The 12,766-nt window shown below is 63.3% G+C and carries 12 protein-coding genes; 9 read left to right on the top strand and 3 right to left on the bottom strand.

The features are described 5' to 3' along the window. Positions 1 to 35 precede the first annotated feature (35 nt). Genes spoT through J5M73_RS01510 form a run of 3 tightly spaced genes read left to right on the top strand, consistent with a single transcriptional unit; the run spans position 36 to position 3,342 of the window. A complete protein-coding gene (spoT, locus tag J5M73_RS01520; RefSeq protein WP_102862268.1) occupies positions 36 to 2,141 on the top strand; it encodes a bifunctional GTP diphosphokinase/guanosine-3',5'-bis pyrophosphate 3'-pyrophosphohydrolase in 2,106 nt (701 codons plus the stop codon). A gap of 24 nt (positions 2,142 to 2,165) precedes the next feature. Further along, entirely contained in the window at positions 2,166 to 2,546 is a 381-nt protein-coding gene (locus J5M73_RS01515) for a Rid family detoxifying hydrolase (RefSeq protein WP_007921133.1), read from the top strand. Between the two features lie 55 nt (positions 2,547 to 2,601). Next, complete coding sequence (locus tag J5M73_RS01510; protein WP_207814964.1) at positions 2,602 to 3,342, top strand: hypothetical protein; 741 nt, start codon at positions 2,602 to 2,604, stop codon at positions 3,340 to 3,342. Between the two features lie 42 nt (positions 3,343 to 3,384). Here the strand turns inward: J5M73_RS01510 and J5M73_RS01505 are convergent, their stop codons facing one another. Then, entirely contained in the window at positions 3,385 to 4,242 is an 858-nt protein-coding gene (locus J5M73_RS01505; RefSeq protein ID WP_207814963.1) for an SDR family oxidoreductase, read from the bottom strand. A gap of 190 nt (positions 4,243 to 4,432) precedes the next feature. Here J5M73_RS01505 and exbB point away from each other — a divergent pair, with 190 nt between their 5' ends. From exbB to J5M73_RS01475, 6 genes are all read left to right on the top strand, one after another. Further along, positions 4,433 to 5,443, top strand: a complete 1,011-nt coding sequence (exbB, locus tag J5M73_RS01500; RefSeq protein WP_207814961.1) for a tonB-system energizer ExbB — start codon at positions 4,433 to 4,435, stop codon at positions 5,441 to 5,443. A 6-nt stretch (positions 5,444 to 5,449) separates the two neighbouring features. After that, positions 5,450 to 5,878, top strand: a complete 429-nt coding sequence (gene exbD, locus J5M73_RS01495; RefSeq protein WP_102862272.1) for a TonB system transport protein ExbD — start codon at positions 5,450 to 5,452, stop codon at positions 5,876 to 5,878. Then, complete coding sequence (locus J5M73_RS01490) at positions 5,875 to 6,627, top strand: energy transducer TonB (protein ID WP_102862273.1); 753 nt, start codon at positions 5,875 to 5,877, stop codon at positions 6,625 to 6,627. Before exbD ends, J5M73_RS01490 begins: the two co-directional genes overlap by 4 nt. A gap of 147 nt (positions 6,628 to 6,774) precedes the next feature. After that, entirely contained in the window at positions 6,775 to 7,695 is a 921-nt protein-coding gene (locus J5M73_RS01485; protein WP_102862274.1) for a hydrogen peroxide-inducible genes activator, read from the top strand. A 9-nt stretch (positions 7,696 to 7,704) separates the two neighbouring features. After that, complete coding sequence (gene recG, locus J5M73_RS01480) at positions 7,705 to 9,780, top strand: ATP-dependent DNA helicase RecG (RefSeq protein ID WP_102862275.1); 2,076 nt, start codon at positions 7,705 to 7,707, stop codon at positions 9,778 to 9,780. A gap of 79 nt (positions 9,781 to 9,859) precedes the next feature. Further along, the gene (locus J5M73_RS01475; RefSeq protein WP_102862276.1) at positions 9,860 to 11,260 is read left to right on the top strand and encodes an aminoacyl-tRNA deacylase and HDOD domain-containing protein; all 1,401 of its coding nucleotides are present in this window, start codon (positions 9,860 to 9,862) and stop codon (positions 11,258 to 11,260) included. Positions 11,261 to 11,294: 34 nt separating this feature from the next. Here J5M73_RS01475 and J5M73_RS01470 read toward each other — a convergent pair whose 3' ends face one another. Together J5M73_RS01470 and tagQ are read right to left on the bottom strand one after the other, a co-directional pair. Beyond that, a complete protein-coding gene (locus tag J5M73_RS01470) occupies positions 11,295 to 11,678 on the bottom strand; it encodes a helicase (protein ID WP_102862277.1) in 384 nt (127 codons plus the stop codon). 140 nt (positions 11,679 to 11,818) lie between these two features. Continuing rightward, positions 11,819 to 12,748 carry a type VI secretion system-associated lipoprotein TagQ gene (gene tagQ / locus J5M73_RS01465; protein WP_102862278.1) on the bottom strand — a complete coding sequence of 310 codons (930 nt, stop codon included), beginning with the start codon at positions 12,746 to 12,748 and terminating at the stop codon, positions 11,819 to 11,821. Between the last annotated feature and the right edge of the window lie 18 nt (positions 12,749 to 12,766).

Below are 12,766 nucleotides of genomic sequence, written 5' to 3'. Positions count from 1 at the left end.
ACGGCGCGGGATCACAGCTTACGGCAGGAGATATCATGCCGAGCATAGACGCCCTCGCCGATCGCTTATCGACCTATCTCGGCACGGACCAGGTCAATCTGGTCCGCCGAGCGTATTTCTACGCCGAACAAGCCCATGACGGTCAACGCCGTCGCAGCGGCGAGGCGTACGTCACGCACCCACTCGCGGTAGCGAACATTCTTGCCGACATGCACATGGACCATCAGAGCCTGATGGCCGCGATGCTGCATGACGTGATCGAAGACACCGGAATTGCCAAGGAAGCGCTCAGTGCGCAGTTTGGTGAAACCGTGGCCGAACTCGTGGATGGGGTCAGCAAACTGACCCAGATGAACTTCGAGACCAAGGCCGAAGCCCAGGCGGAAAACTTCCAGAAGATGGCCATGGCCATGGCTCGCGACATTCGCGTGATCCTGGTCAAGTTGGCCGACCGCCTGCACAACATGCGCACCCTGGAAGTGCTGTCCGGCGAAAAACGTCGGCGAATCGCCAAGGAAACCCTGGAGATCTACGCTCCCATAGCCAACCGCTTGGGCATGCACAGCATCCGCATCGAATTCGAAGACCTGGGTTTCAGGGCGATGCACCCGATGCGCTCCGCGCGGATCTACCAGGCGGTCAAGCGCGCCCGGGGCAACCGCAAGGAAATCGTCAACAAGATCGAAGAGTCCCTCAGCCACTGCCTGGCCATCGACGGCATACAGGGCGAGGTCAGCGGTCGCCAGAAGCACCTGTATGGCATCTACAAGAAGATGCGCGGCAAACGCCGGGCCTTCAACGAGATCATGGACGTCTATGCGTTCCGTATCATCGTCGACAAAGTAGACACCTGCTATCGCGTGCTCGGCGCTGTACATAATTTGTACAAGCCACTGCCGGGACGCTTCAAGGACTACATCGCCATTCCCAAGGCCAACGGCTATCAGTCGCTGCATACCACGCTGTTCGGTATGCACGGAGTACCAATCGAGATCCAGATTCGTACCCGGGAAATGGAAGAAATGGCCAACAACGGCATCGCCGCTCACTGGCTGTACAAATCCAGTGGCGACGAACAGCCGAAAAGCACCCATGCCCGCGCCCGCCAATGGGTCAAGGGCGTTCTGGAGATGCAGCAGCGTGCTGGCAACTCCCTGGAATTCATCGAAAGCGTGAAGATCGACCTGTTCCCGGACGAGGTCTACGTGTTCACGCCCAAAGGCCGGATCATGGAGCTGCCCAAAGGCTCCACCGCGGTGGACTTTGCCTATGCGGTGCACACCGACGTGGGCAACAGCTGCATCGCCTGCCGGATCAACCGCCGCCTGGCCCCGCTGTCGGAACCCCTGCAAAGCGGCTCCACCGTGGAGATCGTCAGCGCCCCGGGAGCACGGCCGAACCCGGCCTGGCTCAACTTCGTGGTCACCGGCAAGGCTCGCACCCATATTCGTCACGCCCTCAAGCTGCAACGTCGCTCCGAGTCCATCAGCCTTGGCGAACGCCTGCTGAACAAGGTGCTCAACGGCTTCGACAGCTCCCTGGAAAAAATCCCGACGGAGCGTATCCAGGCGATTCTTCAGGAATACCGCCTGGAGCTGATCGAAGACCTGTTGGAAGACATCGGACTGGGCAACCGCATGGCCTACGTGGTCGCCCGCCGCCTGCTGGGCGAAGGCGAACAATTGCCGAGCCCGGAAGGCCCGCTGGCGATCCGCGGCACCGAAGGCCTGGTGCTGAGCTACGCCAAATGCTGCACGCCGATCCCCGGCGACCCGATCGTCGGCCACCTGTCCGCCGGCAAGGGGATGGTGGTGCACCTGGACAACTGCCGCAATATCAGCGAAATCCGTCACAACCCGGAAAAATGCATCCAGCTGTCCTGGGCCAAGGATGTCACCGGCGAATTCAACGTCGAACTGCGCGTCGAGCTGGAACACCAGCGCGGCCTGATCGCGCTGCTGGCCAGCAGCGTCAATGCCGCCGACGGCAACATCGAGAAAATCAGCATGGACGAACGCGATGGTCGCATCAGCGTGGTCCAACTGGTGGTCAGCGTGCACGACCGCGTGCACCTGGCTCGCGTGATCAAGAAACTGCGCGCCCTGACCGGGGTCATCCGCATCACCCGCATGCGCGCGTAGCCCGTCCATTACAAGGAGTCATTCATGACCAAGACCGTTATCACCAGCGACAAGGCCCCGGCCGCCATCGGCACCTACTCCCAGGCCATCAAGGCGGGCAACACTGTCTACATGTCGGGCCAGATTCCCCTCGATCCAAAAACCATGGAACTGGTGGAGGGCTTCGAAGCCCAGACCGTCCAGGTCTTCGAGAACCTCAAGTCGGTAGCCGAGGCCGCTGGCGGTTCGTTCAAGGACATCGTCAAACTGAACATCTTCCTCACCGACCTGAGCCACTTCGCCAAGGTCAACGAGATCATGGGCAAGTACTTCCAACAGCCTTACCCAGCCCGCGCCGCCATCGGCGTGGCCGCCCTGCCCAAGGGCGCACAGGTTGAAATGGATGCCATTCTGGTCATCGAGTAACACCCGCGGCGCAGCTCTTCAGGCTGCGCCGTTTTCGTTCTGAAAGGATTTCGTCATGCGCCAAGCGCTAGCTGTTTCGCTGCTCGCCTTATTGCTCGGCGGTTGTGCCAGCGACCCCGCCAAAAACGATGTAGGCGGCATCTGGATCAATCAGGTAGCGGTCGACGCAGCCTCCAAGGGCGGCCCTTTGCGTGAAGCCCTCCAGGCTTACGGCCCGAACCTGGAATGGGAACTCAACACCAAAGCCGGCCAGGCACGCTACACCAATGGCTTCGAGACCATCGAAGGCAAGATCATCGGCGACGGCTCAAACACCACAAAGGTCGAGTTCTATGGCAGCGCCGCCACCGAACTCAAACGCAACGGCAAGCAATTGCTGCAAGTGGCCAACGACAACGAGCCTGAACAAGTGTTTGCCACGCCCAAAGACCCGGCACCTGAAGGCGCACCACTGGGCGCCAACTTCGAGCGTGCCTTGTATTCGGCCTATCTGGGTGGCAAATGGAAAATCGTCAGCGGTCCGGGGCTGGGCAACGAAGTACAGTTCCAGGCCAACGGCGCCGTGCAAGGCCTGCCAGGCGCCGATCGCTACGCCCTGTGCCTGGCCGGTGACTGCGCCTCCATGAGCGGTGGCAACGACAGCATCTGGCTGCAGCTCAATGGCCAGGGCAACTCCTGGATCTTCGTCCGCAAGGATCAGCAGCTGGAAATTTTCCAGGCGGTGAATACCGCACTGGCGGATGAAGTGCCCTCGCTGACACCGGGCAGTCAGCAATGGCTGCTGGAAAAACAATGACCCTCCTGTAGCCGCTGCCAACGGTAGCGGCTACAGCCCGGTTCAAGCTTGGCCCTGAAGAATCTCCGCATACCCCTCGCGATAACTCGAGTAACGCGGCACCCAGCCCAAGGCCCGGGCCCGGGCATTGCTGCAACGCTTGCTGCCCGTGCGCCGAACGCTGGCATCATCGGACCACTCAGTCACGCCCAGGCGTTCACGCAGCCAGCCAACCACTTCCGCCAGAGGCGCAGGCGCGTCATCCACGCCTATATAGCAGTCGTCCAGGACAGCACCACCCTGGTCAGCCTTGAGCAAAAACGCCAGCAACCCCGCCGCATCGTCGGCATGGATGCGATTGCCATACAACGGCGGCTCAATCGCCACCCGATAGCCGCGACGCACCTGAGTCAGCAACCATTCACGGCCCGGTCCATAGATACCGGTCAGACGCACCCGACTGGCAGGAATCCCACTGTTCAAGGCCACCTGCTCCGCCTCCAGCATCAAACGGCCCGAGTAGCCGGTCGCCAGGGTCGGGGAGTTCTCGTCGACCCACTCGCCGCCCTTTTGCTCGTAAACACTGCTGCTGGACACGAACAACAAGCGCTTGGGCTGCTGGCCATGCTGCTGGAGCCAGCTCAGGACATGCTGCAAGCCCTCGACATAGGCCGCACGATACCCGGCCTCGTCATGCTCCGTGGCCGCCGCGCAGTACACCAGATAATCCACGGGCGCTTGCGGCCACTGGGCCGGACATTGCTCGCTGAACAGGTCTGCGGCGACACCCACCACCCCCTGCGGCAAGCGCGAAACGTTGCGACGCAGACCATAAACCTGCCATTGCTCGACCAGCAATTGGGTCGCCAGGCGACTCCCGACATCACCGCAACCGGCGATCAAAACAGAGGGGAAGGACATCAGAAAACTCCTTTCAGAAAGGTCAAGACTAGCCTCGGCACTGGACGAACGGCTAGCAATCAAGGAAAAAAAGATACTCTATTACTTCTGTTAACAAGAATTACTTGCAATAATGCCCACCCATTTTGTTCTCGGCCCTGCGAGGCCTAGAAGGACATTTCACCCTTTTTTCCTCTCAGGTCCGGCCAGCATGACAAGCAATCAACTCTCCGCCTCGCCAACCAAACGCCCAAGCCCACTGCGCGCCGTGAGCGCGGTTGCAGCGCTGCTGTGCAGCCTGCTGCTGGCACCGACCGCAGCCTTCGCCGACCAACACGCACCGGCCACCACCGCCGCCACCGCACCGACCGCGACTGCCCCGGCCGCCGAGCTTCCGGCTGCCAACCCGGCAACTCCCACCGCCGCCCCAGTGGCTGGCGAACCGGCTCAGGTCGAAGGCCAGCCAGTGCTTGCTGAAGACGCTCCCGAAGTCCTCGAAGCCGACAACAGCCTGGGCATGGCCCACGACCTGTCGCCGTGGGGCATGTACCAGAACGCCGACATCATCGTGAAACTGGTAATGATCGGGCTGGCCATCGCCTCGATCATCACCTGGACCATCTGGATCGCCAAAGGCTTCGAACTGCTGGGCGCCAAGCGCCGCCTGCGCAGCGAAATCGCCGCCCTGAAAAAAGCCACCACCCTCAAAGAAGCCAGCGCCACGGCCGCCAAGGAGGGCACCCTCGCCCACCTGCTGGTGCACGACGCCCTGGAAGAAATGCGCCTGTCGACCAATAGCCGTGAGAAAGAAGGCATCAAGGAACGGGTCAGCTTCCGCCTGGAGCGCCTGGTAGCCGCCTGCGGCCGCAACATGAGCAGCGGCACCGGGGTACTGGCCACCATCGGCTCTACCGCACCGTTCGTCGGTCTGTTCGGTACCGTTTGGGGCATCATGAACAGCTTCATCGGCATCGCCAAAACCCAGACCACCAACCTCGCCGTGGTCGCCCCGGGTATCGCCGAAGCCCTGCTGGCCACCGCCCTGGGCCTGGTCGCAGCGATTCCCGCGGTGGTGATCTACAACGTCTTCGCTCGCTCCATCACCGGCTATCGGGCCCAGGTGGCAGACGCCTCGGCAGAAGTCCTGCTGCTGGTCAGCCGTGACCTGGATCACCAGCCGACCGAGCGCTCCGCACAACCGCACATGGTGAAAGTGGGGTAATCAGCCATGGGCTTGCATTTGAAAGAAGGCGCAGGCGACGACCTGGCCGAAAACCACGAAATCAACGTCACGCCGTTCATCGACGTGATGCTGGTGCTGCTGATCATCTTCATGGTGGCCGCCCCTCTGGCCACCGTGGACATCAAGGTTGATCTTCCTGCCTCCAGCGCCAAGCCGGCGCCGCGCCCAGAGAAACCGGTGTTCCTCAGCGTCAAGGCCGATCAGCGTCTGTTCCTGGGTGAAGATGAGGTCAAGGCCGAAACCCTCGGGGCCATCCTTGACGCCCGTACCCAGGGCAAGAAGGACACCACGATCTTCTTCCAGGCTGACAAGGGCGTGGACTACGGCGACCTGATGAGCGTGATGGACACCCTGCGCGCCGCCGGCTACCTGAAAGTCGGCCTGGTCGGACTTGAGACGGCAGCCAAGAAATGATCACGACGCGCCAAAGACTGACGCGTTACAGCGGTAGCCTGGCGGTGGTGCTGGGCGTCCATGCGGTGGCGATCCTGCTCGCCCTCAACTGGTCCAAGCCACAGCCGATGCCCATTCCACCACAAGCCATGGTGGTCGAACTGGCGCCTGCCCCTGTGCCGCCTCCCCCGGCACCACCGAAAGTGGTGACCCCGCCGCAACCGCCGGCGCCCGTGGAAGAACTGCCGCTGCCCAAGCTCGCCGAAGCACCGAAACCGACTATTTCGGTGCCCAAGCCGGCCAAGCAGAAGCCCAAGCCGCAGCCGCCAAAACCGGTGGTCAAGCCCGAGCCGCCCAAGGAGAAACCTTCCGAGGAAAAGCCCAGCGACGCTCCGGTAACCCCGTCGCCGTCCAAGCAGCCCGCTCCAGCGACCCCAGGCCCATCACCGGCCCAGGCCGCCGCCAAGGCCAACTGGCAGGGTGAGTTGCAGGCCCACCTGGCGAAGTACAAGCGCTACCCGGGCGAAGCCCAGCGGCGCGGCAAGGAAGGCACCAACTCCTTGCGCTTCGTGGTGGATGCCGAAGGCAAGGTGCTGTCCTACGAGCTGGTGGGACGCTCGGGCAACGCTGATCTGGACCGGGCCACCCTGGACATGATCCGGCGGGCCCAGCCACTGCCCAAGCCACCGGCCGACATGCTCACCAACGGCAGCGTGGAAATCACCGCCTCGTACAACTACGAGATCGACAGAAGCCGCGGCCGCCGCTGATACAACGCAAGGGCACCTCAGGGTGCCCTTGTCGCTTGTGCAGCCTGAAGCAGACATTGGCGGGTGTCGCACTCCACCCTCTGTCTGATAACGTGCGTCTATCGATTGCAGCCGTTATGCTTGGCCGCAACCTCATGGACGCCCGCTATGACTCTCACAGAATTGCGCTACATCGTTACCCTCGCCCAAGAGCAGCACTTCGGCCACGCCGCCGAGCGTTGCCATGTCAGCCAGCCGACCCTTTCGGTAGGCGTGAAGAAGCTTGAAGACGAACTCGGTGTGCTGATTTTCGAGCGCAGCAAGAGCGCGGTACGCCTGACGCCGGTAGGCGAAACCATCGTTGCCCAGGCGCAGAAGGTCCTGGAACAGGCCCAAGGCATCCGCGAACTGGCCCAGGCCGGCAAGAACCAGCTGACCGCACCGCTGAAGGTGGGCGCCATCTACACCGTCGGCCCTTATCTGTTCCCGCACCTGATTCCCCAGCTGCACCGGGTCGCTCCGAAGATGCCGCTGTATATCGAAGAGAACTTCACCCACGTCCTGCGCGACAAACTGCGCAACGGCGAGCTGGACGCCATCATCATCGCCCTGCCGTTCAACGAGGCCGATGTCCTGACCCTGCCGCTGTACGACGAACCCTTCTATGTGCTGATGCCCAGCGGCCATTCCTGGACCAAGAAGGAAACCATCGACGCCAGCCTGCTCAACGACAAGAGCCTGTTGCTGCTGGGCGAAGGCCACTGCTTCCGCGATCAGGTACTGGAAGCCTGCCCGACCCTGACCAAGGGCAACGACGGCGCCAAGCACACCACCGTGGAATCCAGTTCCCTGGAAACCATCCGCCACATGGTCGCCTCCGGCCTGGGCATCTCGATCCTGCCGCTGTCGGCAGTGGACAGCCATCACTACGCTCCCGGCGTGATCGAAGTCCGCCCACTGACCCCGCCGGTACCGTTTCGCACCGTCGCCATCGCCTGGCGCGCCAGCTTCCCGCGGCCCAAGGCCATCGAGATCCTCGCCGACTCGATCCGCCTGTGCTCGGTGGCCAAGCCGCCCGCCGCGAGCTAAGCAAGCGCAATGACTGAGCTGTCGAAAGTGCCGGTCACGGCACTCAAGGGCGTCGGCGAAGCCATGGCCGAGAAGCTGGCCAAGGTCGGCCTGGAGAACCTTCAGGACGTGCTGTTCCACCTGCCCCTGCGCTATCAGGACCGTACCCGAGTGGTGCCGATCGGCGCTCTGCGCCCCGGCCAGGATGCGGTGATCGAAGGTACCGTCAGCGGCGCCGATGTGGTCATGGGCAAACGCCGCAGCCTGCTGGTGCGCCTGCAAGACGGCACCGGCGGCCTGAGCCTGCGCTTCTACCATTTCAGCAACGCCCAGAAAGACGGCCTGAAACGCGGCACCCGCGTGCGCTGCTACGGCGAAGCCCGACCCGGCGCCTCAGGACTGGAGATCTACCACCCCGAATACCGCGCCATCAGTGGTGACGAGCCGCCGCCGGTGGATCAGACCCTGACGCCGATCTACCCCCTGACCGAAGGCCTGACCCAACAGCGCCTGCGCCTGCTCTGCCAGCAGAGCCTGGCGCTGCTGGGCCCGCGTAGCCTGCCCGACTGGCTGCCCGAAGAACTGGCCCGCGACTATCAGCTGGCGCCCCTGGACGATGCGATCCGCTACCTGCATCACCCGCCGGCGGACGCCGATGTCGACGAACTGGCCCTGGGGCACCACTGGGCCCAGCACCGTCTGGCGTTCGAAGAGCTGCTGACCCATCAGCTGTCCCAGCAACGCCTGCGCGACAGCCTGCGCTCCCAGCGCGCCCCGGTACTGCCCCTGGCCAAGAAGCTGCCGGCCAAATACCTGAAGAACCTCGGCTTCGCCCCCACCGGCGCGCAACAGCGAGTCGGCAACGAAATCGCCTACGACCTGAGCCAGCCGGAGCCCATGCTGCGCCTGATCCAGGGCGACGTAGGGGCCGGCAAGACCGTGGTCGCCGCCCTCGCCGCCCTGCAGGCCCTGGAAGCCGGTTACCAGGTGGCGCTGATGGCGCCGACGGAAATCCTCGCCGAGCAGCACTTCATTACCTTCAAGCGCTGGCTCGAGCCCCTGGGCCTGGAAGTCGCCTGGCTGGCGGGCAAGCTCAAGGGCAAGAACCGCGCTGCGGCCCTGGAACAGATTGCCGGCGGCGCGCCGATGGTGGTGGGCACCCACGCCCTGTTCCAGGATGAAGTGCAGTTCAAGAACCTGGCCCTGGTGATCATCGACGAACAGCACCGCTTCGGCGTCCAGCAGCGCCTGGCCCTGCGCCAGAAAGGCGTGGGTGGCCGCCTCTGTCCGCACCAGCTGATCATGACCGCCACACCGATTCCGCGAACCCTGGCGATGAGCGCCTACGCCGACCTGGATACCTCGATCCTCGACGAACTGCCGCCCGGCCGGACCCCGGTCAACACCGTGCTGGTGACCGACAGCCGCCGCGTCGAAGTGATCGAGCGGGTGCGCGCGGCCTGCGCCGAAGGGCGCCAGGCCTACTGGGTCTGCACCCTGATCGAAGAGTCTGAAGAGCTCACCTGCCAGGCGGCCGAAACCACCTTCGAAGACCTCTCCAGCGCCCTGGGCGAACTGCGCGTGGGGCTGATTCACGGCCGCATGAAACCGGCGGAGAAAGCCGCGGTGATGGCCGAGTTCAAGGCCGGCAACCTGCAACTGCTGGTGGCCACCACCGTGATCGAGGTCGGGGTCGATGTGCCCAATGCCAGCCTGATGATCATCGAGAACCCGGAGCGCCTGGGCCTGGCGCAACTGCACCAGCTGCGCGGCCGGGTCGGACGCGGCAGCGCCGCCAGCCACTGCGTGCTGCTCTACCATCCGCCGCTTTCACAAATCGGGCGGCAGCGCCTGGGCATCATGCGCGAGACCAACGACGGTTTCGTCATCGCCGAAAAGGACCTGGAACTGCGCGGCCCCGGGGAAATGCTCGGCACCCGCCAGACCGGCCTGCTGCAATTCAAGGTCGCCGACCTGATGCGTGACGCTGACCTGCTACCGGCCGTGCGCGACGCCGCGCAGGCCTTGCTGGAGCGTTGGCCGGACCATGTGAGCCCGCTGCTGGAACGCTGGCTGCGCCACGGCCAGCAATACGGCCAAGTGTGAACCAACGCTCAGTTAATGGACCATGGGCATAACCAAGCTGGTTATACTCGTCAAATTGTAGAAAAACGGATACCAGACCATGACAGAAGTTGCCCTCGACATTGCAACCCCACACGCTCCGTCTGTTATCCGGTTGCTGCTCGGCAAGCTGGCCATCAGCTACAACGAAGTGCTCGACCAGCCGGGCCTGCCGGCTGCGCGCAAGGTCCAGGCAGTGCTGCTGGACGATGCCGTCGGCGCGCTGATGGTGCTGTTTCCGCAGAGCCAGCTACTGGACCTCAACCGCCTCACCGAACTCACCGGCCGCCGTCTCACCGCGGTGTCCACCGAACGCCTGGAGCGCATGCTCGGCAAACACAGCCTGAGCCTGCTGCCCGGCCTGCCGGCACTCACCAGTTCCCCCTGCCTGTACGAAGAAAGCCTGCTGCGCGAACCCAGCCTGCTGATCTATTCGGGCGAGCCGGGCGTGCTTCTGGAAATCACCAGCGAAGCCTTCAAGAGCATGCTCAACAAGGCCAGCGCCGGGCATTTCGGCGAACCCCTGAGCAGCATCCGCCCCAACCTCGATCGCCCGGATGACGACCGCGAGGAAATCACCCAGGCCATGCAGGCGTTCACCGCGCGGCGTATCCAGCAACGCCTGGAAGCCACCATCGAGATCCCACCGCTGGCGGAAACCGCGCAGAAGATCATCAAGCTGCGGGTCGACCCCAACGCCACCATCGACGACATCACCGGCGTGGTGGAGACCGACCCGGCCCTGGCCGCGCAAGTGGTCAGCTGGGCCGCCTCGCCCTACTACGCGTCGCCGGGCAAGATCCGCTCGGTGGAGGACGCCATCGTCCGCGTGCTGGGCTTTGACCTGGTGATCAACCTCGCCCTGGGCCTGGCCCTGGGCAAGACCCTGAGCCTGCCCAAGGACCAGCCGCAGCACGCCACGCCCTACTGGCAGCAATCGATCTACACCGCCGCGGTGATCGAAGGCCTGACCCGCGCCATGCCCCGCGCACAGCGCCCGGAAGCCGGCCTGACCTACCTCGCCGGCCTGCTGCACAACTTCGGCTACCTGCTGCTGGCCCACGTATTCCCACCGCACTTCTCGCTGATCTGCCGGCACCTGGAGGTCAACCCGCACCTGTGCCACAGCTATGTCGAGCAGCACCTGCTGGGCATCAGCCGCGAACAGATCGGTTCCTGGCTGATGCGTTACTGGGACATGCCGGACGAGCTGTCCACCGCCCTGCGCTTCCAGCACGACCCGAGCTACGACGGCGCCTACGCCGAGTACCCGAATCTGGTGTGCCTGGCGGTGCGCCTGCTGCGCAGCCGTGGCATCGGTTCCGGCCCCCACGAGGAAATTCCCGACGCCCTGTTCGAGCGCCTGGGCCTGAGCCGCGACAAGGCCGAAGACGTGGTGAGCAAAGTGCTGGAAGCGGAAGTGCTGCTGCGGGAACTGGCTTCGCAGTTCAGCCAGGCCTGACCCCATTCGCCGGCTAGCCGGCGAAGTCCCACCCTCAAGCCTTGGGCTTGGCCTTCTTCGGTTTCAAATACTTGGTCAAGCCCTGGAACCAGATCACCAGCGCCGGATTGCCCTTGATCTGGATCGATTTGTCCTGAATCCCGGTCATGAACGCCAACTGCTTGTTCTTCGCCTGCATCGTGGCGAAGCCATAAGCGGCATCCTTGAAGGCAATGGCGAACGCCGGCTCCGGATAGAACCCCGAACGACTGGTCACGCGCTGGTCTTTGACGAAGAAGTGTCGAGCAACCTTGCCGTCGAGCGTCTGCAACTGGAATACCAGTTCCTTGTCACCCAACTGTTGCTGAAAAGCAGGATTGTTGCGGCTGGCTTTGCCCATCAACAGGCCAAGCACCCAGAGAAGAAAACGGAATTTCATGCACGGCGCCTCAGTGGAATTATTGGATGGCCGCCGCAGTTTAACCTGTAACTCGAAGAGCGCCAGCCGATCTGCTCGATTACTCGGAGATCGACTGGCGTTCAACGCTTATCGCTACATCTTGTCAGACAATCACTGACTCACACGTTAGGGCAAGGCACCGGTGCCCAATCACCCAGGTCCGGGCTCTTGCACATGCTGTTGACCTGGGTCTGGCCGGTGGTAGCGACCTTGTTGCTCTCGGCCTGCTTGGTCTTGGCCTGCTGGATCGACTTCTCGGTGCTCACCGCTTCCGTCGGTACAGTCGGCAGCTTGGGTTGCTTGACCTTCTGCTGCTTCTTCCTGCCACCGGTGGTGGTCACCGGGGTGGTGTCGGCGGTGGCGACTTTCACCACGTCGGTACGTTGCACGCCCACTTGCTGCAGATCCTGCTCGTAGGCCTGGTTGTACTTGCTCAGGTCTTCGCTGGCCCGGCCGTTCACCGCGGCGATCAGGTCATTGGACTCTTTCAGGCCGCTGACGATCTCCGCCAGGCGCTTGCGCCCTTCCACATCATTGATGCTGTTGGCCTTGCGGGCAGTGATCAGGCTGTCGAAGGCACGCTGGTAGCAGGTCTGCGAAGCACGAGCGTAGGCGGTGCTGCGATCGATGTCGGCAGCACTCTTGTTGACGTCGGCGGCGTAGGAAGCGATGCGCTGATTGTCATCGGCGATCTGCTTCTGGCGCTCGGTGTAGTAGCCGGCGGCACCACCGGCCAGGGCACCACCGGCCGCACCGATGGCCGCATTGCGACCACGGTTGTCGCCGTCGCCGGTCAGGGCGCCGAGCAAGGCACCGCCAGCAGCGCCCAGGGCGGCACCGGTGACCACCGACTTGGTCATGTCCGAATCAGTGGCGCGCAGGTGCTGCACCGGCTCGTAGCAGCTCGGGTAGTACTCGACCTTGGTGGTGGAGGCGACCTTGGACACCGGAGAGGTCGCGCAACCGGTCAATACGGTGCTGAACCCGGCGGCAACCAACAACAGGTGACGCTTGGATGTTGAAGCAAATGGGTTGCGGGAAAAAAGCATGTTCGTGATCTCGATTAA

Source organism: Pseudomonas sp. 50_B (genome assembly GCF_017491625.1).
In the GTDB taxonomy this organism is placed as follows: Bacteria; Pseudomonadota; Gammaproteobacteria; order Pseudomonadales; family Pseudomonadaceae; genus Aquipseudomonas; species Aquipseudomonas danubii.
This window is presented reverse-complemented; position numbering and strand designations above follow the sequence as displayed.